A 23,157-nucleotide genomic window follows, 5' to 3' on the forward strand; every position below is an offset into this window, starting at 1 on the left:
ACAAAGTCGGGTATTTAGAGTTTTCACTGAACTTCAACAACAAACCGCATAGCAATTCATGGCGATCTCAATAAAGAGCAATGGCCGCCAGAGGCTGACCTATTGAGACCATCGTTCCCGCCGAAACCTTCTGTGTAATGACGCCATCGCTCGCTGCAACAACCAACGTTTCCATTTTCATCGCTTCGATTAGCGCGACTCCATCACCCTTTCTTACAGTCGCACCGTCATCAACCAGCCACTGTTGTAAAGTGCCAGGAATCGGCGCAGTAACATCACCCTCAGCGCCCGCAGCGGGTGACGTACCCGATGAAGTAGGAACGGGCACTCCGCTGAACAATGAAGAGGGAATACCCAACTCGTGCCGTTTGCCGTCTATTTCGATGAAGCACCGATGCAAGTCGGAATTTACTGCCTCGATTCGTGGGCTCGGCGGCACACCGTTGAATTCGGTTTCAATCCAGTTGGTGTAAACGCCGAATTCAGCATCGCCATTGAAACAGGCTTCTTCCAATACCGCCCGATGAAATGGCAGCACCGACGCAACACCCTCAATGGTGAATTCTTTTAGCGCACGACGCGCACGAGCAATTGCTTGCTCGCGCGTAGACCCCGTGATGATCAGCTTAGCCATCATTGAGTCGTAAAGGCCGGGAATAACGGAGCCCGTCTCAACTCCCGATTCGACGCGAACCCCCGGCCCGGACGGAGCACGGAACAGTTTGATTCGCCCCGGCGTCGGCAAGAACCCCCTCCCCGGGTCTTCAGCATTGATACGAAACTCAAAAGCGTGGCCCCTTAATTCTGGCGCCTTGGTAATCGACAATGGCAACCCGTCAGCGATGCGCAACTGTTCAACAACGATGTCTATGCCCGTGGTCTCTTCGGTGACAGGATGTTCGACCTGCAACCGAGTATTCACTTCAAGAAATGAGATTGTTCCATTCCGCGATAAAAGAAATTCGACCGTGCCTGCGCCGGTGTAGCCGGCATGCGCACAGATCGCCCGGGCCGCCTCATGAATTCGATGACTCTGATCAGTAGTGATGAATGGCGCAGGCGCTTCCTCTACCAACTTCTGATTACGACGCTGGAGAGAACAATCGCGTGTCCCTAGAACTACTGTATTGCCGTGCTGATCGGCGATGACTTGCGCTTCGATATGTCGTGGGCGCTCAAGAAATTGTTCGGCATAGCATTCGCCACGGCCAAATGCTTCTACGGCCTCACGCACCGCGGAATTGAACAGGTCGCCCACCTCTTCCAGCTTGTGAGCAACCTTCATTCCGCGACCGCCGCCGCCAAACGCAGCTTTAATCGCCAACGGCAAACCCGCTTCCTTGGCGAAGGCTATGGCTTCTGCGGCATTCGCCAAAGGACCTGGAGTACCTTTGACCAGTGGAGCACCGACGGCTTGTGCAATACGTCGGGCTTCGACCTTGTCCCCCAGTGACATAATCACCGAAGGCGAAGGTCCGACCCAGATCAATCCCGCGTCGATTACGGCCTGTGCGAACTCGGCGCGCTCAGAGAGAAATCCATAGCCTGGATGAACGGCATCAGCGCCGGCACGCTTGGCAATGTCAATGATCTTGGAAATATTTAGGTAGGTGTCGCCCGGCTTGCCCGGACCCAGCCCATAGGCCTCTTGTGCAAGCTGGACGTGCAACGACTCAGCATCAGCGTCGGAATAGATGGCCACCGACTCGACACCATAATCCCGAGCGGCACGCATGACACGGATAGCGATTTCACCGCGGTTAGCGATCAATAATTTTTTCATTATTCTTGTTCCTTAGCGATAACCTGGAAATCCACTATTGGGTTGAAGTGAATCTTGCAGCCAATAGGGATCTGCGCAGCCAGACTCAGGTGATGCGAAGCCACCACAGCTATTACCGGATAGCCGCCCGTAAGCGGGTGATCGGTTAGAAACAACACGGGCTGACCGCTTGCTGGAATCTGGATTGAGCCAGCACAGGTGCCTTCGGAAGGCAGTTCATCTTGCCGGGCACGAACCAGCGCTTGCGCCCCCTGCAGGCGTATACCTACACGACTCGATTCGGTAGTGGCCGTCCACGGCTGGCTGAAGAAGATCGAAACGGATTCTGACGTGAACCAATCAGTACGAGGCCCCATCACAACGTCAATGGTAATAAGGTCGCTTCCACAAGGGAGCGATGTACCAGCTAGAGGATATGGGTAGATCGAAACACAAGTCTCGTTGGCAGGCAGCAGGATGTCTCCTGCTTTGATTGGTGCTGGTCCCAATTTAGCCAGTGTGTCGGTGGACCTTGATCCCAACACTCTATCCACGTCAAACCCACCCCGTATTGCCAGGTAGCTACGTACGCCTGAGAGCGGCACACCAAGGGTCAAAAGGTCACCAGCATCAAGAGCAAAAGCGACACCTGGGGAGACTTCTACGGTGCGTCCATGTGCAGACCCAATGCGAATGGGTACATCAGCGCCGGTCACGGCACAAGTTACAGGCTCGCCTGCCTTCAGGGAGAACCCGCCATAAGTGATTTCGACCGCGACTGAGTCAAGCACATTACCCAGTAACTCATTCGCAGTACGCAGAGCAGCAAGGTCGGCGGCGCCTGATTCGGAGACGCCCTGATTACCTAAGCCTGGTCGTCCTGCATCTTGATAGAGGGCCGGACGATCCGTGGAAATAATTTGCAAACCGACGGAGCCTTTGGGTCGCGGTTTAGAAAATGCCTGCGCCGCAGCTTCTGCGGAAATGCAATCTCCTTTCCTGACCTCGCGAAAGCGAACCCGATCACCCGGCGCCAGCAATGCGGCGCGCTCACGGTTCAAATCCCACATCATAGAGGGAGTCGTGCCAAGCAACTGCCAGCCGCCCGGACTGTCTGTGGGGTAAACACCGCAAAATGGTCCTGCAACCGCAACAGAGCCGGCAGGAATTCGCACTCGCGGGCTATTCCGACGCGGTACATCCAACTGATCGTCGTCACAGGTCATGTAAGCAAAACCTGGCGCGAATCCAGTAAAAGCGACGGTGAACGTGGCGGCGCTGTGGCGGCGTATCAGTTCCTCCACAGTCCAGCCCAGGTGAGACGCTACAAATTCCAAGTCTTCGCCATCATAAATGACCGGAATTTCGATCAACTGCCCTACAGACTGGGCTCGGCGATCCAACTCAACGCCACTGATCAACCTGACCAGGTCGTCATGGCTTATGACCAGTGGATCGAAACGAACAAGTAACGTCCGGGCGCCGGGAATTATCTCCTCTATCCCCTCGAAAACCGCAGCAACAATAGCCTCGAACATTGCCAGAGTAGTGTCTAAATCTGGCAACTCAATCAGCACTCCTGTACATCCGGCTCGCCGGAACTGCAGGAAATCACTCACGCCCACCTCCGTTCACTCCAGGAATGAAACTGGCGATATGAACGCCATTGGCAATGAACGCTTCTTTCAACACACGGGCCGTCGCAACAGAAGTCGCATTGTCTCCGTGGATGCAGATCGAGTCGGCTTCAATAGTAATTTCTACGCCGTCAATTGACTCAATCACTCGGTCCTTTACGAGTCGCAGCATGCGTTTTGCGATCACTTCCGGATCGTGAATTACGGCACCTGGGAGTCGCCGGTTCACCAACGAGCCGTCGGCGCTGTAAGCCCGATCGGCGAATGCCTCGCAGACCACTCGAAGTCCTGCTTGACGTGCCTGTTGAACAATCGGCGCCCCTGCCAACGCCAGCAAGGTAAGCTCAGGATCGATTGCCTTGATCGCTGCAATTACATCCGAAGCCTGTCGAGCATCGTTGGCGATTGTGTTGTAAAGCGCACCATGGGGTTTCACGTAGTGGATGGAAGTGCCCGCCGCTTTGGCTAAACCTTGAAGCGCACCAATCTGGTAAATCACATCCCCAATCAGCTCGGCGCTAGAAGGCTCCATTGCCCGGCGACCGAAGCCGACGAGATCACGGTAGCCTACATGGGCTCCAATGACGACACGGCGAGACATTGCCTCCCTAATTACAGACAAGATGCCTGCTGGGTCTCCTGCGTGGAATCCGCAGGCGATGTTGGCACTGGATACCAGATCCAGCATCGCTGAATCATCACCCATCGGCCATGGGCCGAAGCTCTCACCAAGGTCGCTGTTGAGGTCGATACTAACCATATTGTTTATGTCTCAACATTAGTCATAAAACACGGGCACCTATTCGCAGCAACTTAAGAAACGCGCGTGTATTTCGTCAGGGTCGACGCCTTGATCAAATGGCCATATTTCTCACCGAAGGCCTTCGAAAAATCGCTGCTCGAATGCAGTTGCAACGCTGCCTCGTCATCCCAAATTTCGTAGAACAGAAACTCACCTGCATTTTCATTGGAGACATGCAGGTCATACTGCACGAACCCCTTCTCGGTCTTGGCGACTGGTACCAGCGTCTGCAGCGCCGCCCTTAGCTCGACCTCTTTACCCGGCTGAGCTGTAACCGTTGCAACCACAACCAACTTATTGCTCATACGTCACCTCTTCACTTTATTAATCACTATCGATTTAACCGACTCGCACCGAAACTTTGGTCTTGATCGAGTTGGCAATAAAACATCCCTTGTGCGCGCGATGGTGCAGTCGCTCAAGAGTGCGCGCATCAGGTTGCTTATCCGAGCTGAACTGGACCTTTGGATTGAGGGTTATTTCCGATACCCAAAAGCCACCTTCATCACGCTTGTCGACCACGCCCACGGCGTTGTCAGTATAGGTGCTGACCACATATCCCTGACCTTCTGCGAGTGCAAGGAAATACAACATATGGCAACTCGCGAGGGCACTAACCAGGAGTTGCTCGGGATCGGCTTTCTCCGACGAACCCAAGTAGTCCACAGCCGCTGAGGCCATGATCTTCACCTCTGGACTGACGTGAACTATCAGGTCGCGACTATAGGTTTCCGGCTTGGTCGAGTGCGCCGCAGCACTCCACTCCAGATCCACAACATGCTCAGACATTCAGCCTCCTTGAACTTAGTTTCTGTGAACGCACAAAACTGAATATCAAGCCACTGACAACTCGTTAGCATCAGCGGGTAAATCGGTTACCAACATGTAACCAGGCTCGTGGGTAATGGCGATGTCCACATTAGCTTGTTGGATAGCCATTTGCGGGGTGACTCCACATGCCCAAAAACCGAGAATGTCGCCTTCCTGAATAACCGGAACGTCACCGAAGTCAGGCTGATAGATGTCTTTGATACCGATTTCTTCAGGATTACCAATGTGCACCGGGGCACCGTGCGCGAGTGGGAAACGCGACGACAGCAAAATAGCTTGAACCAGATCGCTTGGGCTAAAGGCTCGCATGGATACGACCATGTTCCCTTTGAACGGCCCGTTCTGCACCGTTGGTAAATTCGTCTTGTACATGGGAACGTTGCGCTTGGCCGTGATATGCCTGATCTCAATACCCGCATTCAAAATAGCGTTTTCGAATGAGAAAGAGCAGCCGAGCGCGAAGATGACGAGATCATCTCTCCAGATACTCAGCAGGTTATCCACCGTGTCGATATGAACCCCCTGCCGATATACACGATAACGTGCCACATCAGTCCTGATGTCGATGTCGCCCGCTAAAGGTAAAGAAGGGTCTCCAGGCCTCCCCATGGCTACCAGCGGGCAGCTCTTGGGATTCTTGTCACAAAACCCTTTGAAATCAGCTGCATATTGAGCTGGCAAAATCATTAGGTTTGCCTGCATGTAGCCGTCAGCGTAACCGCTCGTTGGGCCACGTAACTGACCGTCCCGAATCATTTGACGGACTTCCTGCGCTGACTTCGTTTGCATCGCTTTAATCGGTTCCATCGACTGTCACCTGTTCGGCAGTATCAAGGTATGCATATCTATTTTTCTTGGATTGCCGAAACGATCACATTTGCAATCGCTTCGTCGGCCTCTACAGGGCCGCCGGAAACACCCACACCACCGATGACTGAGTCGCCGTCAAAGACTGGAAATCCACCGCCGAACACCACAAACGGACGAGAGCATGAACGTTCAAGCCCGTACAACGCAGCTCCCGGCTGTACAACATCCATCCATGCAGCCGTGGGCTGTCGAAATGCTGCAGCCGTATAGGCTTTGTTCTGTGCAATTTCAATGGTGCCAAATGCAGCATCGTCCACACGGATCGAGGCGATTAGATGACCTCCTTCGTCGACCACCGAGAGCGTTGAGCGCTGATTCAGCTCTTTCGCTTTTCGTATGCCAGCAGTCAAACCAAGAAGTGCTGTCTCATGCGTAATTTTTTTCGCCATGACACCTACCTCATATCAGTTATAAGCGCCGCCACACACATTGATTGCCTGTGCGGTGACGTAAGAGGATTCGTCGGACGCCAGATATACAAATAGGGGCGCCACCTCATTTGGGGTCGCTTGACGTCCCAATGGAATGTTCGCTTGAACGACCGAATCCTGTTTGCTCTTACCGCCCATGAAGTCGATGATTGGCTGATTGAACGGCGTATCAATCCATCCTGGGCATACGGCGTTAACCCGCACGCCATCTTTAGCCAGCTCAATGGCCAGCGAATTAGTAAGCCCAATAATTGCTGCCTTTGATGCAGAATAACAACTCAGACCTGGCCCTCCTCGTTTGCCAGCCAATGAAGACATCAACACGACAGATGAGTTTGTTGCTTCGCGCAAATAAGGCAAGGATTCTTGAATAAATACGAAATTAGCCCTCACGTTGATGGCAAATACTTTATCCCAAGCTTCCATAGCAAAATCTTCAATATTACCGGATAACTGAACGCCAGCATTCAGACACAAAGTATTTATACCACCAAGCCAACCTGCGGCGTTATTTACGACTTCGCGGATTTCGCTCTCGCGCGAAAGGTCCGCCCGGAAAAACTTAACTGATCTCGGGTGACGACTTTGTATTTCCATGCCGCGTTTTTCGTCAATATCAACCACCGCTACAGTGGCGCCTTCGGCAACAAAAGAGTCCAGGATTGCCAATCCTATGTTGGCAACTCCCCCCGTCAAAAGGACGCACTTACCCTTCAATCGATTGGCCATTTTATCCGCCTATACGAAAATTACATATTCAAATTTTTCTGGCGCCTCCAACATCGAGGCGCCAGATCAGAAGTAAGCGTTACTTTGCTTTTGCGATATTTTCAATAAGCAGCCGATTAACCTCTGCGGTCGATTCCATTTGAGGCATATGGCCTACGCTCGGCAGTATATTAAGTATGACGTTTTGTGGAACTTCAGATTCCGTTGGCATTGGCACAATCTCGTCGCGTTCACCCCAAATCAGCAGCACGGGACCTCTGAACTTACTCAACGTCGCCGTAATCGATTGCACTTGCCCTTGTTCGTTGGCAATTACGTCTTTAATTGCTCCGAGGGCCGCAGGAACACCTTCCAGTCGCTTGAACTGCAGGGTCGCCTCGACCATGTCATTGCTAATTTTCGACGGATCGGCGAACAGTCGCTCCAATACTTCCTTCAGCGGACGGCGTCGCTCAGCGGTGACGAAATCATCAAGGAATAGTTTATTAATGGAGGTACTCAGGCCAATAGGCGCTAGAAGGCTAAGCGACGCGACAGCTTCGCCCTTGCGCTCAGTCAAGGCAGCAGCAACAGCCCCGCCGAAGGAATGTGCTACTAGATGGAGCTTGCCTTTAGCCAGGCTATCGACCGCTTTCTCGACCGCGTCGGTCAAGGAACCCAGCACATCCCCCCCGCTAATGGGCGTCGATGCGCCATGACCGGGAAGATCCAACGCCAATACGCGAAAATCTTTGGCGAGCGCGTCCTGGTTGAACATCCACGTGGACAGATCACCACCAAAACCGTGAAGCAAAACCACCGTGTTTTCGCTTTCGGGCCCGATGACCAATGCGTTGATGACCGTACCGTCGCCGACATCGATTTTCTTTGCCGCAACTGCGCCAGACTCTTCGTCAGCATCCTGCTTGATCGAGCTCGCAAACTGAGCAATGAAAGCATCAATGTCTTCATCAGTGGCGCTGTCGTCTGCGACAACAGCCACCAATGCGCCTACCGGGGCGGTATCTCCCTCGGGCACCACAATCCTGCGCAATGTGCCGCTGACTGGAGACTCCACCGCATTGGTAGTCTTGGTCGACTCGACCTCCATAATTTCTTGACCGCGCTCGATCCGATCACCGACCGCTACCATCCACTCAGCCAACAACCCTTCGGTCATGGTCATTCCCCACTTGGGAATGGTGATTGCTTCGATAGACATAGACCCAACCTCTAAATGATGGACTTGACCGCTTTGATCACAGCGTCGGCATTAGGAACATAGGCATCTTCCAAGTTCGGCGCGTAAGGGACCGGCGAGTGAGGAGCCGTTACCATCTTGATAGGCGCCTTCAGGGCGTGGAAACATTTGTCGGCAAGCAGGGCCGAGATATCCGCCGCCATGCCACAGCGCGGATTAGCCTCATCAATGATGACGACGCGGCCGATCTCTTCGGTGAACTCCAGCAGAGTGTCTTCATCTAGCGGCGAGGTGGTCCGAGGGTCAATCACACAAGCAGACACACCTTCCGATGCGAGTTTGCGAGCAGCTTCTTCAGCGACTTGAACCATTCTGCCAAAGGCAATTAACAGCACGTCATTCCCATCGCGAACTACCCGGGCCTCACCAAACGGGACGGTGTAAGCGCCATCCGGCACTTCACCAACCATGTCGTAAAGCATTTTGTGCTCCAGGAAAATAACCGGATCATCATCGCGGATCGCCTGCAACAAAAGCCCTTTGGCATCGTAAGGGTTCGATGGAATCACCACTTTCAAACCGGGGAAGTGCGTGAACACTGGGTAGAAGGCCTGGGTATGTTGAGCTGCCGAACGGGTGCCCGCCCCAAACGTTGCCCGAATCACCAGAGGGGTACGTGCGTGACCACCAAACATGTACCGAAACTTCGCGATCTGATTGACGATTTGATCGAGACACACACCTGCAAAGTCTACAAACATCAGCTCGGCAATCGGACGCATGCCGGTGAGCGCAGCACCCGCAGCCGCACCAACGAATGCTGTTTCGCTGATCGGTGTATCGCGCACTCGTTCCGGACCGAAAGCCCCCAATAGCCCGCGCGTTACGCCAAAAGGACCGCCCCACGCGTCTTTAACACCATTGGCACCGGCACCACCGGTCAGATCCTCGCCCATCATGATTACTTTCGGATCGCGTGCCATTTCCAAGTGAAGGGCATCGTTGAGAGCCTGACGATAAGAAATTTTAGCCATTACGAAGCTCCTTACAGGTACTTGACGTAGACGTCAGAGGTGAGTGCCGAAAGCGGAGGAAGCGGCGCGGCGCGAGCAGCAGAAACTGCTTCATTCACTGCTTGCTCGATCTCCTCATCGATGGCTTTCAGTGCATCCTGTAGGGACTGCGATTCGACCGCGGCACGGAACTTGGTCAGGCAATCTTGTTCGAGGCGCATGGCTTTCTTTTCTTCGGGGGTGCGGTAACTGTCCGGATCACCACTGTAGTGGCCGTAATAACGAGGGACATGAACATGAATCAGACTCGGACCGCCACCATTACGGGCACGCTCAATCGCCTCACCGGCGACGCTATAGACCTTGAACAGATCAGTGCCATCTACTTCTGCGGCAGGGATACCGTAACCAGCAGCTCGCCCGGTAAAAGTACCGGCCGACACGAATTCATTTGCGGTCGCTTCGCCAAAACCATTGTCTTCAATGACGAACACCATTGGGAGCATCCAGATTTTTGCCAAGTTGAGGCTTTCTGCCATGGCTCCCTCGTTCATCGCACCGTCGCCGGCGAATGCTATGGCAACATGCTTGGTCCCCGTTAGCTTGGCAGTCAGCGCTGCGCCACAGGTGATCGGTGCACCACCCGCAACAATGCCGTTGGCACCGAGCATCCCTTTGCGCAGATCGGCAATATGTTGCGAACCGCCTTTACCACCACAAGTGCCAGTGGCCTTGCCGAAAATTTCAGCCATCATACCGACGATGTCACAGCCCTTTGCAATACAGTGGCCGTGTCCACGGTGGGTGGAAGAGATATAGTCCTCGTCAGACAAATGCATGCACACGCCCACCGCACTTGCTTCCTGACCAGCGTACAAGTGCGTGTTCCCAGGGATATCACCGGTCCCCATCTCAATCATGATGCGCTCTTCGAAAACGCGGATGGTCTGCATGGCCCGATAGGCCTCGAGCAACCGTTCACGTGATAAATGTTGCGAGAACATTCCACTTCTCCTCATTCGAACTTTGCTTTCGGATTTTTTGTAAGTAGCAAATAGAGCTTTGGCCTACACCATACACTCGACATCAGCTTCCCATGGACGCGGCGGGAACCAAAACTTGTGAACCCATCGTCGCGCGCAGCACTGATAAGGTCCAATTGTGATTGCGGATTGCTTGAGATAACGTCCGCTTATCAAATCATTCGACTTTTCCGCTTGAGTGGGAGATCTTGAAAAAAGATTCACCATTTAGTTTGCTGCGGTAACCTGTCTAGGACGCCATCTGGCGAGACAACAAGCTGACGAACCATGATAGAGAGACACTGAATGATCGACTTGAGAAGCCTTCAGACGTTTTATGCGGTCGCTCAACAAGGAGGATTTCACAAGGCGGCGGAGAAGCTTCACACCTCTCAGCCAGCGGTGTCAGCGCGTATCGCGCAGCTCGAGCGCCATCTGAAATGCCGGCTTCTGGAGCGAGACAAACGAGGATGTTTTCTTACGCCCCAGGGTCGGGAATTGCTGACCTATGCGGAACGGATGTTTGCGCTTGAAAACGAGATGATCGAGGCAGTTGCCGGTCATGGAGGGCTTCGAGGCACCGTAAGCTTAGGCGCCTCTGACACCATCGTGCACGCATGGCTTTCCGATCTGCTCAAGCATTTAAACCGTGAGTATCCCGAGATAACTCTAGAGATAGTGGTGGACAGCACAACCAACATGACGGCGGGCCTGGCAGACTTTAGCCTCGATGTTGCGCTGCTGATGGGCCCTGTGAACATAGGCAATGCGGAAAATCTACCGCTGTGCCAATACCCGATCACTTGGATCAAATCTAAAGAGCTAGATATCGGTACCGACACCCCCAGCCTGGCAGTATTAGCTGAATTCCCGATCATTACCTATGCCCGAGTCACCCGACCTTATTGGCAACTCAAGGAAATGTTTGAACGAGAGAATTTGCACCGAACAAAAATTTTCGCCAACTCCTCCCTGTCATCAATCGTGCGCATGACACTCGACGGCATTGGTATCGCTGCTATTCCTCAGCACGTCGTTGCTGAAGAAATCGCAAGTGGAAAACTTGAAATCGTCAATACGCCACATGAAATGCCGGTCATGTCATTTACAGCGAGCTTTATCGAGCGGCCCGATATGCCACTAAACCGTATCGTCGCTCAGCTCGCACAGAAGGTTGCCGCCGATTACTGGCGCATCTGAAAGCAGTGAATGCTGAAATGCGAAACGGGGCCAAGGCCCCGTTTCTCATTTCAACGCTTCCCAATGTTAAGAGTGATGAGCACGCCCCAATCGCGCGAATACTTCTGGGCGCTTGAACTTGTAAAACTGAGCTAGCCCCATGCCGGCAAACAGAACTCCAATCAGGCAATACAGCATCCAACGCCGCTCGCCCGGCTCGCCGCCTACCAGCAAGTGGAAGTGGTACGCCACTAAACCGACCAGCGAGACGAAGAAAATCGTGGATATTGCCGGAGCCAGGAATGCTTTGAGAAAACTTGCGCCCTCTTGCTTGCCACGACGTACGTACCAAGTCAAAGCGGACAGGTTGACGATAGTCATCAGGATGATGACCCCGGAGGTCCCTAATCCAGAGAGCTGACCATACAAAAATTCTGGCCGCACATTCATCACGATGAACGGGATCAGAATGGCCAGCACCATGAGCGACACCGCCATGGACGCTGCGAACGGGGACGAGTGCCGAGTATGGATGTTACTGAAAAAGCGTGGGATAGCACCGTCTGTTCCCAGATTAAATAGATAGCGCGAGAGAACATTGTGCGTCGACAGACTCGCAGCAAATGCCGAGCTCAGCACCAAGATAGTGATGATTACCTGGACACGGTTATCGACGAAAAGACCGAAAGCATTGGGGAACATAGTCGCAGGACTGTCGGTCGCCACAGCCTGCGCCGTGTGACCGTACGCCATGATCATCGCATACGCGCAAAGCGTGTAAAGAATCCCAATGAAGATGATCGAGCCGTAGGTGGCACGAGGTATGGTGATATCCGGATTTTTGCATTCGTCACGAAACAGTGCCGTCGCCTCGAACCCCATGAAGAAAGAGACCGCAAACAACATTGCGAAGGGAATATTCACCCCTTCTTTCGTCAACTCTCCCGGCGCGAACGGAGCACCGGTGGCGAGCTCTCCATTGCCGCCTGCCTGGAGCACACCAAAAGCGAACGCGAGGCAAATGACAATTTCAGTCAGCATCACCCAGAAGAGCACCTTGGCCGAAAGCTCCACATGCAAATAACCAAGAATACCAACAGCGGCCCAGCATCCCAAAGTAAACACGTACCAGGGCAACGCGGTACCGGTTAGGCTTTTTTGGAGTTCGGCACAAGAAACGCCGAAATAGGAAGTGACGCCCGCCAGCAGCATGAAATAGGACAAGGCTGCGGCGATGCCAGAACCCAAGCCTGCCGATTTGCCCAAGCCATAGCTGATGAAGGCGTAGAAATCACCCGGTCGCTTGACCGCGTTATTCAAAGTCACGTAACCGATACCGAACAGCAACATCATTATACCGACGATTATAAAGAGCAACGGCGATGCGATACCACCGAACATCAGAGAAACAGGGATATACCCTGCCACTGTCGTCAAAGGCGCCGAAAATGCCAGAACCGTCATGGCTAAACTGAGCGCACCCATACTCCCTGATAGCTTGATCGGCGCACTCTTGACACTCGCCACGCTTTCAGCCTCTAAACTAACTGCCATTTCCTTTCTCCTTCGAATTGTATGCGTACAACTAACGTAATAGACAGATTCAAGTATTACGGTCGGCTATACGCCACTTTTTTTGTTGTAGGGATACTCGGCTTAATGCACACAACTCTGAATGTCCGTTCTTCCTTTCGTTTCTCAGAACGTTCGTTCAGGATCCTTCCGACATCGTATGGAGCGTGCTCATCGCGCTGTGGCAATCGTTGCTCTCGGCACCGATAACGTCAAATTCTTATTGCCGATTGAATCTGATCATAAAAAGCTATCACCCTGACCAGGCGCCGGAACGGCGCAGTGGAGCGACATTTTTAGCGGTAAATCCGTCATAACGCGCTTAAAACAGGTGCATTCCAGAGCGAATCGCTACCAGTATCCAGGTTGCTGGTAAACGGCTTTTAGAAAATCGATAAAGTGTCGTACCTTGGCAGGTAAGTATCGTTGCTGTGGGTATACGGCCTGGATGTCATAATTAGGAAGGGCGAAGTCATCGAGTACCGTAACGAGCTCCCCGCTCATGAGCTCTCTCTGGATCTCCCACGTAGATCGCCATCCAATCCCTACTCCTTGGCGCATCCATGCAAAGAGCAGTTCTCCATCGTTGCAGGCTAGATTGCCGCCGACGCGTATGGCCACTGCTCTGCCGTCTTGCTGAAAGGTCCATCCCCGCTGCTGACCGCCTTGGGAAGTAAACGCCAGGCAGTTGTGTCCAGCTAACTCCTCTAGTGTTGTCGGCGTTCCATGCGCCTTGAAATACGCAGGCGTCCCGCACACGACCCGCCGATTAGAGAACAATTTAATGGCAACATAGTTTGGATCTGTCACCGGACCGATCCTAATACTCATGTCATAACCCTCCCCCACCAAATCCACCAGGCTGTCAGTGAGATTGAAAGACAGCTTCAGGTGCGGGAACTGACGGTGAAAAGCCAAAGCATGTGGCGCAACGTGCAAGCGTCCAAACCCAGCTGGCGCGGACAAAAGCAAGTTTCCGGTAACCCGTTTCGCACTGCTGCTGATGTCCGCCTCGATATCATCAAATTCCCGTATCAGCGACCTCGCTCTCTCAAGCAATTGCTCACCCAATTCGGTCAGGTGCAGCCCACGGGTTGAACGATGCATCAACTTCACACCCAGACGTCTCTCTAGAGAGTCCAGTCTCCGTCCCAACATGGCAGGCGTTACCCCTTCACTGAGCGCCGCGGCTGCAAAGCTGCCCTTTTGAGCAATTTGAATGAAGCTGTGGAGTTCTGTGTAACGAGCCATTCGATACCTTTTATATCGACAGAAAGCATTATTTGGGGGTTCATCGCCTTAAAAAGCTAATCCAAACTGCAGACCTCTACAAAAGATATGGGTTCGGCCCTAGGACTACACCATGGCAAAAATAAGAGCAATAGATGCAGCCGTTTTGGTGATGCGCCGTGAAGGTGTGGACACCGCTTTCGGCATCCCGGGTGCCGCGATCAACCCGCTGTACTCCGCCTTGCAGAGAAACGGTGGTATTGATCACGTCCTCGCTCGTCACGTGGAAGGCGCTTCGCACATGGCGGAGGGTTATACCCGCGCCAAGGCCGGCAACATTGGCGTGTGCATCGGCACCTCCGGCCCTGCTGGGACCGACATGGTCACTGGCCTTTACAGCGCGTCGGCCGACTCAATTCCGATCCTCTGCATCACTGGGCAAGCCCCCCGCGCTCGTATGCACAAGGAAGACTTCCAGGCCGTCGACATCACCGCCATCGTCAAACCAGTGACTAAATGGGCGACCACCGTCATGGAGCCAGGTCAGGTGCCGTACGCGTTTCAAAAAGCCTTCTATGAAATGCGCTCCGGTCGCCCTGGACCAGTCCTGATAGACCTGCCGTTTGACGTGCAGGTGGCCGAAATCGAATTTGACATCGACGCCTATCAGCCGCTGCCCCTGGCCAAGCCAGCCGCCAACCGGGTGCAGATCGAGAAGGCCTTGGCGATGCTGAATCAGGCTGAGCGCCCATTGCTGGTAGCTGGAGGCGGCATCATCAACGCCGATGCCAGCAAACTCCTAGTGGAGTTTGCCGAACTGACCGGCATCCCGGTGATTCCGACCTTGATGGGCTGGGGCACCATACCGGACGATCACCCGCTGATGGTCGGTATGGTCGGCTTGCAGACGTCCCATCGCTACGGTAACGCGACGATGCTCAAATCCGACTTGGTGTTGGGTATCGGTAATCGTTGGGCCAATCGTCATACCGGCTCGGTGGATGTCTACACCGAAGGCCGCACGTTCATCCACGTCGACATCGAGGGCACACAGATCGGCCGTGTGTTTACGCCTGACCTGGGCATCGTTTCCGACGCGGCCTTGGCCCTTACCGTATTCATCGAAGTGGCTCGTGAGTGGCAAGCCGATGGCAAGCTGAAGGATCGCATTGCCTGGCTCCAGGATTGCCAGCAACGCAAAGCCAACCTGCAGCGCAAGACCCACTTCGACAACGTGCCGGTGAAGCCGCAGCGTGTCTACGAGGAAATGAACCAAGTGTTCGGCAAGGACACCTGCTATGTCAGCACCATCGGTCTGTCGCAGATCGCCGGGGCGCAGTTCCTTCATGTTTACAAACCACGCCACTGGATCAACTGCGGCCAAGCGGGTCCTTTGGGCTGGACGATTCCGGCCGCGCTGGGGGTGGTCAAGGCCGACCCGAGCCGCAAGGTCGTGGCGCTGTCGGGCGACTATGACTTCCAGTTCATGATCGAAGAGCTGGCGGTGGGTGCGCAGTTCAAGCTGCCTTACATCCATGTCGTGGTGAACAATTCCTACCTGGGCTTGATTCGCCAGGCACAGCGCGGTTTCGACATGGATTACTGCGTGCAGCTATCGTTCGACAACCTCAACGCCCCGGAACTCAACGGTTATGGCGTAGACCACATCGCTGTGGCCGAGGGCCTTGGCTGCAAGGCTATACGTGTGTTCGAACCGTCTGAAATTGCCCCTGCTCTTCGCAAAGCCGAGCGGATGATCGAAGAGTTCAAAGTTCCGGTGGTCGTCGAGATTATTCTGGAGCGAGTGACCAACATTTCCATGGGCACCGAGATCAACGCCGTCAATGAATTCGAAGAATTGGCGCTGGTCGGCAACGATGCACCGACGGCCACTTCATTGCTGGACTAACAATTGATTGCTCCCACGGGGGCTTGCAAATTTATGGGAGACCATCATGCCGCGTTTCGCCGCGAACCTGTCCATGCTGTTTACCGAGCAGGACTTCCTCGCCCGTTTCGAAGCGGCCGCCAAGGCCGGTTTCAGTGGTGTCGAGTACCTGTTTCCTTACGATTACAGCTCTGCCGAGCTCAAGGCCCTGCTCGACGGCAACGGCTTGACCCAGGTGCTGTTCAACCTGCCGGCCGGCGAATGGGCCAAAGGCGAGCGCGGCATTGCCTGCCTGCCGGACCGGGTTGAGGAATTCTGCGCCGGGGTCGACCGGGCGATCGCCTATGCCAAGGTGATGGGCAATACCCAGGTCAATTGCCTGGCCGGGATCCGTCCGCAAAACTGTGACGAGGCAATTTTAGAACAAACTTTCGTTGCCAATCTGAGGTACGCCGCCGAAAAGCTCCAGGGCGCCGGCATAAAGCTGGTGATGGAAGCCATCAACACCCGCGACATCCCGGGTTTCTTCCTGAACAACACCGCCCAGGCCCTGTCGATCCGTGAGCAGGTAGGCAGCGCCAACCTGTTCCTGCAATACGACATCTATCACATGCAAATCATGGAAGGCGATCTGGCCCGAACACTGTCGGCGCACCTGGGCGAGATCAACCACGTGCAACTGGCGGACAACCCGGGCCGCAACGAGCCGGGTACGGGCGAGATCAACTACCGCTTCCTGTTCGAACACCTGGATCGCATCGGCTACCAGGGGTGGGTCGGTTGCGAATACAAGCCATTGACCACCACTGAAGCCGGCCTGGGCTGGCTGAAGACCCATAACGCGATCTGACCCGACTCGCTCCCACAGGAAAGCAGTCCCTCATTTGCCTGAAGCAGCGATAACAACAAGAGGATTTTCTCATGGCTAAAATCGGATTCATCGGCACCGGCATCATGGGCCACCCCATGGCACTGAACCTGCAAAAGGCCGGTCACAGCCTGTTCCTGTCCCAGCACCACAACGCGGCCCCGGCCGACCTGGTGGCCGGTGGCGCGGTGGCATTGGCCAACCCGAAGGAAGTGGCCCAGGAAGCCGAGTTCATCATTGTCATGGTCCCGGACACCCCGCAGGTCGACGACGTGCTGTTCCGCGCCGACGGCGTAGCGGCTGGCGTGGGCGCGGGCAAGGTGGTGATCGACATGAGCTCGATCTCCCCCACCGCCACCAAGGCGTTCGCGGCAAAGATCAACGATAAGGGCGCGCAGTACCTCGATGCTCCGGTCTCTGGTGGTGAAGTCGGTGCCAAGGCCGCGACGTTGAGCATCATGGTCGGTGGCGACAGCGCCGCCTTCGAGCGCGCCTTGCCGTTGTTCCAGGCCATGGGCAAGAACATCACCCTGGTCGGTGGCAACGGCAACGGCCAGACCGCCAAGGTGGCGAACCAGATCATCGTCGCGCTTAACATCCAGGCGGTGGCCGAAGCGCTGCTGTTCGCCGCGAAAAATGGCGCCGACCCGGCGAAGGTTCGCGAGGCGCTGATGGGCGGTTTCGCCTCGTCGAAGATCCTCGAAGTCCATGGCGAGCGCATGATCAAGGGCACCTTCGACCCCGGCTTCCGCATCAGCCTGCACCAGAAGGACCTGAACCTGGCCCTGCAAGGCGCCAAGGAACTGAACATCAACCTGCCCAACACCGCCAACGCCCAGCAGGTGTTCAGCACCTGCGCGGCCATCGGTGGCAGCAACTGGGATCACTCGGCGCTGATCAAGGGGCTGGAGCATATGGCCAATTTCTCGATCCGCGACAAATAAGCCCTGCACCGCCCCCTGTGGGAGCGAGCAAGCTCGCTCCCACAGGGGCTGCGACAACACCAATAATAAAATCGGGAGCCCGCCATGTCGGTCGATCCGCAACAACTGCTGCGCGAGCTGTTTGCCACAGCCATCGACGCGGCGCATCCGCAGCACGTACTCGAACAATACCTGCCCATCGACCGCAGCGGCCGGGTGATCGTCATCGGTGCCGGCAAGGCTGCGGCGGCCATGGCGCAAGTGGTCGAGCGTTGTTGGCAGGGCGAGGTCAGCGGCCTGGTGGTGACCCGCTACGGCCATGGCGCGCCCTGCCAGAAAATCGAAGTGGTGGAAGCCGCTCACCCGGTGCCGGACGCCGCCGGCCTGGAAGTGGCCGGACGGGTGCTTCAACTCGTCAGCAACCTGAATGAAGACGACCGGGTGATCTTCCTGCTGTCCGGCGGGGGCTCGGCGTTGCTGGCCTTGCCGGCGGCGGGCATCACCCTGGCCGATAAGCAATCGATCAACAAAGCCCTGCTCAAGTCCGGCGCCACCATTGGCGAGATGAATTGCGTGCGCAAGCACCTCTCGGCGATCAAGGGCGGACGCCTGGGCAAGGCCTGCTGGCCGGCGACGGTGTACACCTATGCGATTTCCGACGTGCCCGGCGACTTGGCCACGGTCATCGCGTCCGGCCCCACCGTGGCCGACCCCAGTACCTCGGCCGAGGCCCTGGCGATTCTCAAGCGCTATGACATTGAGATCCCGGCCACGGTGCGCACCTGGCTGCAAAGCCCGGAATCGGAAACCATCAAGCCCGGCGACCCGAGCCTGGCCCGCAGTCATTTCCAACTGATCGCCCGCCCCCAGCAATCCCTGGAAGCCGCAGCCGTGAAAGCACGCCAGGCCGGTTTCAGCCCGTTGATCCTCGGTGACCTGGAAGGCGAATCCCGGGAAGTGGCGAAGGTCCACGCCGGCATCGCCCGGCAAATCGCCCTGCATGGCCAACCCTTGGCGGCGCCGTGCGTGATCCTGTCTGGCGGCGAAACCACTGTCACCGTGCGCGGCAATGGCCGTGGCGGACGCAACGCCGAATTCCTGCTGAGCCTGACCGACAGCCTCAAGGGCCATCCCGGCATCCACGCGCTGGCCGGCGACACCGATGGCATCGACGGTTCCGAGGACAACGCCGGAGCAATCATGACCCCGGACAGCTATCGCCGCGCCGCCGAGCTGGGCCTCAGCGCCAGCGACGAGTTGGATAACAACAACGGCTACGGCTACTTCGCCGCGCTGGATGCGTTGATCGTCACCGAGCCGACCCGCACCAACGTCAACGACTTGCGCGCCATCCTGATTCTTGAGGATCCAAAAAATGATGCTCGATAAAATCAGTTCCTCGCGCCGCGCTCATCTATGACATCTGCGCGTTTATGGACGGGCCGTTAACAGAAGTTGTTCACCAAAACAAAAGATCGTACTCAGTGTTAATTCGCTGAGTAATGCAACGTATCTACAGGCACGGAATTTGTGAGACGCCTTGCCTGGCGACGTGGGAGGCCAACTACAATACGAGCTCGAATCTGTCTGTAATGCTGAGGCACTTCCATACTAGGCCACGCTTCGTGTTCCACCTTGGCTAAAGCGAAGATGCATCATGCCCACCCCTCAAGTCGCAACGTCGCCCGAACCAAGCGTTGTTCCTCGCTTTCGATTTCCCTGAGGTTCTCGCAGATGCTCTGAATGTGAGCGATAGCCGCCTTTCGCGCCTGTTCAGGCAAGCGGCCGGTGACGGCGTTGTAGAGCCGCGCATGTTGACGGTCGATCTGACGCTTTTGCGGTTCGCGGTGGTAGAGGTTGTTGACCGAGGTAAACACCGAGTTGAGCAGCAAATCTGTCAGCGAACGCAAGGTTTGCACCAGCACCGGATTATGCGAAGCCTCGCAAATTGCCAGGTGAAATGCATGATCGAGCCGGGCATGTTCACTCGCCTCCAGCGAACGACTGTGGGCATCGAGCAACGCATCGTAGCTACGGGTGATGAGGACGAAATCAGCCTCGGTTCCGCGCAAGGCCGCCAAACGCGCTGACTCGCCCTCGAGCAGGCTACGTACCTCGAATAGATCATAGAGCGTACGTGGCTGCGAGCTGAACAAGTACATCAGCGGTGACGCCAATCCATGCCCCGACAGGTCCGCCACGAATGATCCCTTGCCTTGCTCGGTCTTGATAATCCCGCGAGCGCGCAACAACTTCAGCCCCTCTCGAAGGGCGGTACGGGAAACGCCGAGTTTTTCCGTCAGTCGACGCTCCGAAGGCAACAGTTGCCCGGTCTTGAGCACGCCGTCTACGATCAGGCGCTCGATGCGCTCACACACCACATCGGCGACTTGCAGATTACGGCTCGCTTCTACGCTATTCATTGATTATCCAACTGGTATGACCAGCTTCAGCGCAAATCTTTCGCTTGCCTTGACAGGATAATAAGCCGATGTTTTTAAAGTCTTTTTCCAAAAAAAATAAGGAAGCAAGATTAAAAAACTGGTTCGACCAGACCTACAACACGTAGACAGTAAAGCGTCTCAGACCAATGATGCAAGTCAGCAGTATCAGAACAGACTTCTAATAAAAACAACCGAGTCTCGCCCACCGTCTATGAACATTCTCTACGATGAACGCGTCGACGGCGTCCTGCCTGACGTTGACAAAAGTGCGTTGCTACAGGCCCTGCAAGCTCAGCTTCCAAACCTTGAAATCCTGCATCAGCGCGAAGAGCTTAAACCGTACGAATGCGACGGGCTCTCCGCCTATCGCACCACGCCCATGCTGGTGGTGCTGCCACGTCACCTAGACGAGGTCCAGGGCGTGCTTCGTCTCTGCCATGAACGCAAGGTACCCGTCGTCGCCCGCGGTGCAGGTACTGGTTTGTCCGGCGGTGCGCTGCCGTTGGAAAAAGGCGTGCTGCTGGTGATGGCGCGCTTCAACAACATCCTGCACATCGACCCCGCCGCCCGTACCGCACGGGTTCAACCGGGCGTGCGTAACCTGGCGATTTCCCAGGCTGCCGCGCCGTTTGGCTTGTACTACGCGCCAGACCCTTCGTCCCAGATCGCCTGTTCCATCGGCGGTAACGTGGCAGAAAACGCCGGTGGCGTGCATTGCCTGAAGTACGGCCTGACCGTCCACAACCTGCTCAAGGTCGACATCCTCACCGTTGACGGTGAACACTTGAGCCTGGGATCCGACGCGCTCGACTCACCGGGCTTTGACTTGCTCGCACTGTTCACCGGTTCCGAAGGCATGCTCGGAGTGATCACTGAGGTCACGGTCAAACTACTGCCCAAACCGCAAACCGCCAGAGTGCTGCTGGCGGCTTTCGACTCTGTCGAAAAGGCCGGTCGGGCGGTCGGTGACATCATTGCCGCAGGCATCATCCCGGGCGGCCTGGAGATGATGGACAACTTGGCCATTCGCGCCGCCGAAGACTTCATCCACGCCGGCTACCCAGTGGACGCAGAAGCCATTTTGTTGTGTGAACTCGATGGTGTAGAAGCCGACGTTCATGATGACAGCAATCGCGTGCGCCAGGTGCTGGAACAAGCCGGCGCCACCGAAGTGCGCCAGGCTCGGGATGAAGCGGAACGCATACGTTTTTGGGCCGGGCGCAAGAATGCGTTTCCGGCGGTGGGCCGCCTCTCTCCGGATTATTACTGCATGGATGGGACGATCCCGCGCCGAGAATTACCTGGCGTACTGCGCGCAATTGCGGCGTTGTCGGCCGAATACGGCCTGCGAGTGGCCAACGTTTTCCATGCAGGTGACGGCAATATGCATCCGCTGATTCTGTTCGATGCCAATCAACCGGGGGAACTCGATCGCGCCGAAGCACTGGGCGGCAAGATCCTCGAATTGTGCGTGAAAGTCGGCGGCAGCATTACTGGCGAACATGGTGTCGGCCGGGAGAAGATCAATCAGATGTGCGCACAGTTCAACAGCGATGAGTTGACCATGTTCCATGCCGTCAAAGCAGCGTTTGATCCGAGCGGTTTGCTCAACCCCGGCAAGAACATTCCCACCCTGCACCGCTGCGCCGAGTTTGGCGCCATGCACGTTCACATGGGTCAGATGCCCTTCCCCGATCTGGAGCGTTTTTGATGCGCAGCGAACACGATATCGATGACAGTGGCGCGCTGCTGGAGCAGGTCAATCAAGCGTTGCAGAATGCCACTGCGCTGCGCATCCAGGGTTCCAACAGCAAGGTATTTCTTGGACGTATCGCGGCGGGTGAAGTGCTCGACACGCGCTCCCACCGTGGCATCGTCAGCTATGACCCGACTGAGTTGGTGATCACCGCCCGCTGCGGTACGCCGCTGTCAGAGCTAATGAACGTATTGGACAATGCACAACAAATGCTGCCCTGCGAAGCGCCCTCCTTCAGCAAAGATGCCACGGTCGGCGGGATGATCGCTTGCGGGTTATCGGGGCCGCGGCGGCCTTGGTCGGGGTCGGTACGCGACTTTGTCCTCGGCACACGGGTCATCACCGGTCACGGCAAACATTTGCGCTTCGGTGGCGAGGTGATGAAGAACGTAGCGGGCTATGACCTTTCACGGTTGATGGCCGGCAGTTTCGGCGCACTTGGCGTGATCACCGAGGTTTCACTCAAAGTCCTTCCGAAACCACGTCAGTGCTTAAGCATCAGCCTTGAAATGGACAGCGAGCGCGCCTTGCTTCGCCTCGCGGAATGGGGCCAGCAGCCGCTGCCGATCAGCGCGGCCTGCCACGACGGGGAGCGTCTGCACCTGCGCCTGGAAGGAGGCGAAGGTTCGGTGGCGGCGGCCCATGATCGTTTAGGTGGCGAGTGGCTGGACTCTTCGTATTGGCAAGATCTGAACGAACATCGGTTGAGTTTCTTCGATGAGGATCAGCCCCTTTGGCGCCTGTCCTTGCCGCATAACACGCCCCGGCTGTCCCTGCCGGGTGCTCAATTGATCGATTGGGGCGGCGCCCAGCGTTGGCTCAAGTCTGGCGCCGAAGCGACCTTCATTCGCTCCCTCGTCGAACAAGTCGGAGGGCACGCGACCTGCTACAGCCATGGTCTGATCGACAGCCCATTCCAACCGCTGCCTGACGCACTGATGCGCTACCACCGTAACTTGAAACAACAACTCGATCCACGGGGAATCTTCAACCCCGGTCGCTTGTACGCGGAGCTTTGAA

General features: G+C 55.7%; 21 protein-coding genes. 7 read left to right on the forward strand and 14 right to left on the reverse strand.

What is annotated here, in order from left to right; all coding sequences use genetic code 11:
• Positions 1 to 67: 67 nt before the first annotated feature.
• The 11 genes from KSS97_RS18165 to KSS97_RS18215 form a co-directional block, all read right to left on the reverse strand.
• Positions 68 to 1,783: an acetyl/propionyl/methylcrotonyl-CoA carboxylase subunit alpha gene (locus KSS97_RS18165; protein ID WP_217859839.1), complete on the reverse strand. Its 1,716-nt coding sequence runs from the start codon at positions 1,781 to 1,783 to the stop codon at positions 68 to 70.
• Positions 1,783 to 3,369, reverse strand: a complete 1,587-nt coding sequence (locus KSS97_RS18170) for a 5-oxoprolinase subunit B/C family protein (RefSeq protein WP_279382043.1) — start codon at positions 3,367 to 3,369, stop codon at positions 1,783 to 1,785. Before KSS97_RS18170 ends, KSS97_RS18165 begins: the two co-directional genes overlap by 1 nt.
• A gap of 4 nt (positions 3,370 to 3,373) precedes the next feature.
• A complete protein-coding gene (locus KSS97_RS18175; RefSeq protein WP_046061906.1) occupies positions 3,374 to 4,159 on the reverse strand; it encodes a LamB/YcsF family protein in 786 nt (261 codons plus the stop codon).
• 53 nt (positions 4,160 to 4,212) lie between these two features.
• The gene (locus KSS97_RS18180) at positions 4,213 to 4,506 is read right to left on the reverse strand and encodes a putative quinol monooxygenase (RefSeq protein WP_046061907.1); all 294 of its coding nucleotides are present in this window, start codon (positions 4,504 to 4,506) and stop codon (positions 4,213 to 4,215) included.
• Positions 4,507 to 4,540: 34 nt separating this feature from the next.
• Positions 4,541 to 4,990, reverse strand: a complete 450-nt coding sequence (locus KSS97_RS18185) for an OsmC family protein (RefSeq protein WP_207962434.1) — start codon at positions 4,988 to 4,990, stop codon at positions 4,541 to 4,543.
• A gap of 45 nt (positions 4,991 to 5,035) precedes the next feature.
• Positions 5,036 to 5,839 carry a putative hydro-lyase gene (locus tag KSS97_RS18190; RefSeq protein WP_200899316.1) on the reverse strand — a complete coding sequence of 268 codons (804 nt, stop codon included), beginning with the start codon at positions 5,837 to 5,839 and terminating at the stop codon, positions 5,036 to 5,038.
• Between the two features lie 38 nt (positions 5,840 to 5,877).
• Positions 5,878 to 6,291, reverse strand: a complete 414-nt coding sequence (locus tag KSS97_RS18195) for a GlcG/HbpS family heme-binding protein (RefSeq protein WP_046061909.1) — start codon at positions 6,289 to 6,291, stop codon at positions 5,878 to 5,880.
• 15 nt (positions 6,292 to 6,306) lie between these two features.
• Positions 6,307 to 7,062 (reverse strand): SDR family NAD(P)-dependent oxidoreductase, encoded by a 756-nt coding sequence (locus KSS97_RS18200; RefSeq protein WP_046061910.1) that lies wholly within the window; start codon positions 7,060 to 7,062, stop codon positions 6,307 to 6,309.
• Positions 7,063 to 7,141: 79 nt separating this feature from the next.
• Positions 7,142 to 8,263, reverse strand: a complete 1,122-nt coding sequence (locus KSS97_RS18205; RefSeq protein ID WP_217859840.1) for an acetoin dehydrogenase dihydrolipoyllysine-residue acetyltransferase subunit — start codon at positions 8,261 to 8,263, stop codon at positions 7,142 to 7,144.
• 11 nt (positions 8,264 to 8,274) lie between these two features.
• Complete coding sequence (locus KSS97_RS18210; RefSeq protein WP_046061912.1) at positions 8,275 to 9,276, reverse strand: alpha-ketoacid dehydrogenase subunit beta; 1,002 nt, start codon at positions 9,274 to 9,276, stop codon at positions 8,275 to 8,277.
• A gap of 11 nt (positions 9,277 to 9,287) precedes the next feature.
• Positions 9,288 to 10,259 carry a thiamine pyrophosphate-dependent dehydrogenase E1 component subunit alpha gene (locus KSS97_RS18215; RefSeq protein WP_225936062.1) on the reverse strand — a complete coding sequence of 324 codons (972 nt, stop codon included), beginning with the start codon at positions 10,257 to 10,259 and terminating at the stop codon, positions 9,288 to 9,290.
• 324 nt (positions 10,260 to 10,583) lie between these two features.
• On the opposite strand from KSS97_RS18215, the gene KSS97_RS18220 reads away from it, so the two are divergent.
• The gene (locus KSS97_RS18220; protein ID WP_217859841.1) at positions 10,584 to 11,477 is read left to right on the forward strand and encodes a LysR family transcriptional regulator; all 894 of its coding nucleotides are present in this window, start codon (positions 10,584 to 10,586) and stop codon (positions 11,475 to 11,477) included.
• A gap of 66 nt (positions 11,478 to 11,543) precedes the next feature.
• On the opposite strand, the gene KSS97_RS18225 is transcribed toward KSS97_RS18220, so the two are convergent.
• Together KSS97_RS18225 and KSS97_RS18230 are read right to left on the reverse strand one after the other, a co-directional pair.
• On the reverse strand, positions 11,544 to 13,010 hold the full coding sequence (locus KSS97_RS18225; protein WP_217859842.1) for an APC family permease: 1,467 nt from the start codon (positions 13,008 to 13,010) through the stop codon (positions 11,544 to 11,546).
• Between the two features lie 369 nt (positions 13,011 to 13,379).
• Positions 13,380 to 14,279, reverse strand: coding sequence for a LysR family transcriptional regulator (locus tag KSS97_RS18230; RefSeq protein WP_207962425.1), 900 nt, complete (start codon positions 14,277 to 14,279; stop codon positions 13,380 to 13,382).
• Positions 14,280 to 14,391: 112 nt separating this feature from the next.
• On the opposite strand from KSS97_RS18230, the gene gcl reads away from it, so the two are divergent.
• The 4 genes from gcl to KSS97_RS18250 all read left to right on the forward strand — a co-directional run bounded on the left by gcl (position 14,392) and on the right by KSS97_RS18250 (position 19,326).
• On the forward strand, positions 14,392 to 16,167 hold the full coding sequence (gene gcl, locus KSS97_RS18235; RefSeq protein ID WP_046061917.1) for a glyoxylate carboligase: 1,776 nt from the start codon (positions 14,392 to 14,394) through the stop codon (positions 16,165 to 16,167).
• 46 nt (positions 16,168 to 16,213) lie between these two features.
• On the forward strand, positions 16,214 to 16,996 hold the full coding sequence (gene hyi, locus KSS97_RS18240; protein WP_046061918.1) for a hydroxypyruvate isomerase: 783 nt from the start codon (positions 16,214 to 16,216) through the stop codon (positions 16,994 to 16,996).
• A gap of 71 nt (positions 16,997 to 17,067) precedes the next feature.
• The gene (locus tag KSS97_RS18245; protein ID WP_217859843.1) at positions 17,068 to 17,958 is read left to right on the forward strand and encodes a 2-hydroxy-3-oxopropionate reductase; all 891 of its coding nucleotides are present in this window, start codon (positions 17,068 to 17,070) and stop codon (positions 17,956 to 17,958) included.
• An 84-nt stretch (positions 17,959 to 18,042) separates the two neighbouring features.
• A complete protein-coding gene (locus KSS97_RS18250; protein ID WP_217859844.1) occupies positions 18,043 to 19,326 on the forward strand; it encodes a glycerate kinase type-2 family protein in 1,284 nt (427 codons plus the stop codon).
• 266 nt (positions 19,327 to 19,592) lie between these two features.
• Here the strand turns inward: KSS97_RS18250 and glcC are convergent, their stop codons facing one another.
• Positions 19,593 to 20,360: a transcriptional regulator GlcC gene (gene glcC, locus KSS97_RS18255; protein ID WP_217859845.1), complete on the reverse strand. Its 768-nt coding sequence runs from the start codon at positions 20,358 to 20,360 to the stop codon at positions 19,593 to 19,595.
• 232 nt (positions 20,361 to 20,592) lie between these two features.
• On the opposite strand from glcC, the gene glcD reads away from it, so the two are divergent.
• Positions 20,593 to 22,092 carry a glycolate oxidase subunit GlcD gene (gene glcD, locus KSS97_RS18260; RefSeq protein WP_217859846.1) on the forward strand — a complete coding sequence of 500 codons (1,500 nt, stop codon included), beginning with the start codon at positions 20,593 to 20,595 and terminating at the stop codon, positions 22,090 to 22,092.
• The gene (gene glcE / locus KSS97_RS18265) at positions 22,092 to 23,156 is read left to right on the forward strand and encodes a glycolate oxidase subunit GlcE (RefSeq protein WP_046061923.1); all 1,065 of its coding nucleotides are present in this window, start codon (positions 22,092 to 22,094) and stop codon (positions 23,154 to 23,156) included. The genes glcD and glcE overlap by 1 nt, the downstream gene beginning before the upstream one ends.
• The last annotated feature ends 1 nt before the right edge of the window (position 23,157 follow it).

The sequence above is a fragment of the Pseudomonas alvandae genome (assembly GCF_019141525.1).
Taxonomy (GTDB): domain Bacteria; phylum Pseudomonadota; class Gammaproteobacteria; order Pseudomonadales; family Pseudomonadaceae; genus Aquipseudomonas; species Aquipseudomonas alvandae.

Coding starts and splice junctions, on each gene's coding strand:
- glcE (WP_046061923.1), top strand. CDS start 22,092: ATGCGCAGCGAACACGATATCGATGACAGTGGCGCGCTGCTGGAGCAG.
- KSS97_RS18250 (WP_217859844.1), top strand. CDS start 18,043: ATGTCGGTCGATCCGCAACAACTGCTGCGCGAGCTGTTTGCCACAGCC.
- KSS97_RS18180 (WP_046061907.1), bottom strand. CDS start 4,506: ATGAGCAATAAGTTGGTTGTGGTTGCAACGGTTACAGCTCAGCCGGGT.
- KSS97_RS18205 (WP_217859840.1), bottom strand. CDS start 8,263: ATGTCTATCGAAGCAATCACCATTCCCAAGTGGGGAATGACCATGACC.
- hyi (WP_046061918.1), top strand. CDS start 16,214: ATGCCGCGTTTCGCCGCGAACCTGTCCATGCTGTTTACCGAGCAGGAC.
- KSS97_RS18220 (WP_217859841.1), top strand. CDS start 10,584: ATGATCGACTTGAGAAGCCTTCAGACGTTTTATGCGGTCGCTCAACAA.
- KSS97_RS18190 (WP_200899316.1), bottom strand. CDS start 5,839: ATGGAACCGATTAAAGCGATGCAAACGAAGTCAGCGCAGGAAGTCCGT.
- KSS97_RS18165 (WP_217859839.1), bottom strand. CDS start 1,783: ATGAAAAAATTATTGATCGCTAACCGCGGTGAAATCGCTATCCGTGTC.
- KSS97_RS18185 (WP_207962434.1), bottom strand. CDS start 4,990: ATGTCTGAGCATGTTGTGGATCTGGAGTGGAGTGCTGCGGCGCACTCG.
- KSS97_RS18175 (WP_046061906.1), bottom strand. CDS start 4,159: ATGGTTAGTATCGACCTCAACAGCGACCTTGGTGAGAGCTTCGGCCCA.
- glcC (WP_217859845.1), bottom strand. CDS start 20,360: ATGAATAGCGTAGAAGCGAGCCGTAATCTGCAAGTCGCCGATGTGGTG.
- KSS97_RS18245 (WP_217859843.1), top strand. CDS start 17,068: ATGGCTAAAATCGGATTCATCGGCACCGGCATCATGGGCCACCCCATG.
- KSS97_RS18230 (WP_207962425.1), bottom strand. CDS start 14,279: ATGGCTCGTTACACAGAACTCCACAGCTTCATTCAAATTGCTCAAAAG.
- gcl (WP_046061917.1), top strand. CDS start 14,392: ATGGCAAAAATAAGAGCAATAGATGCAGCCGTTTTGGTGATGCGCCGT.
- KSS97_RS18195 (WP_046061909.1), bottom strand. CDS start 6,291: ATGGCGAAAAAAATTACGCATGAGACAGCACTTCTTGGTTTGACTGCT.
- KSS97_RS18215 (WP_225936062.1), bottom strand. CDS start 10,259: ATGTTCTCGCAACATTTATCACGTGAACGGTTGCTCGAGGCCTATCGG.
- KSS97_RS18210 (WP_046061912.1), bottom strand. CDS start 9,276: ATGGCTAAAATTTCTTATCGTCAGGCTCTCAACGATGCCCTTCACTTG.
- glcD (WP_217859846.1), top strand. CDS start 20,593: ATGAACATTCTCTACGATGAACGCGTCGACGGCGTCCTGCCTGACGTT.
- KSS97_RS18225 (WP_217859842.1), bottom strand. CDS start 13,010: ATGGCAGTTAGTTTAGAGGCTGAAAGCGTGGCGAGTGTCAAGAGTGCG.
- KSS97_RS18200 (WP_046061910.1), bottom strand. CDS start 7,062: ATGGCCAATCGATTGAAGGGTAAGTGCGTCCTTTTGACGGGGGGAGTT.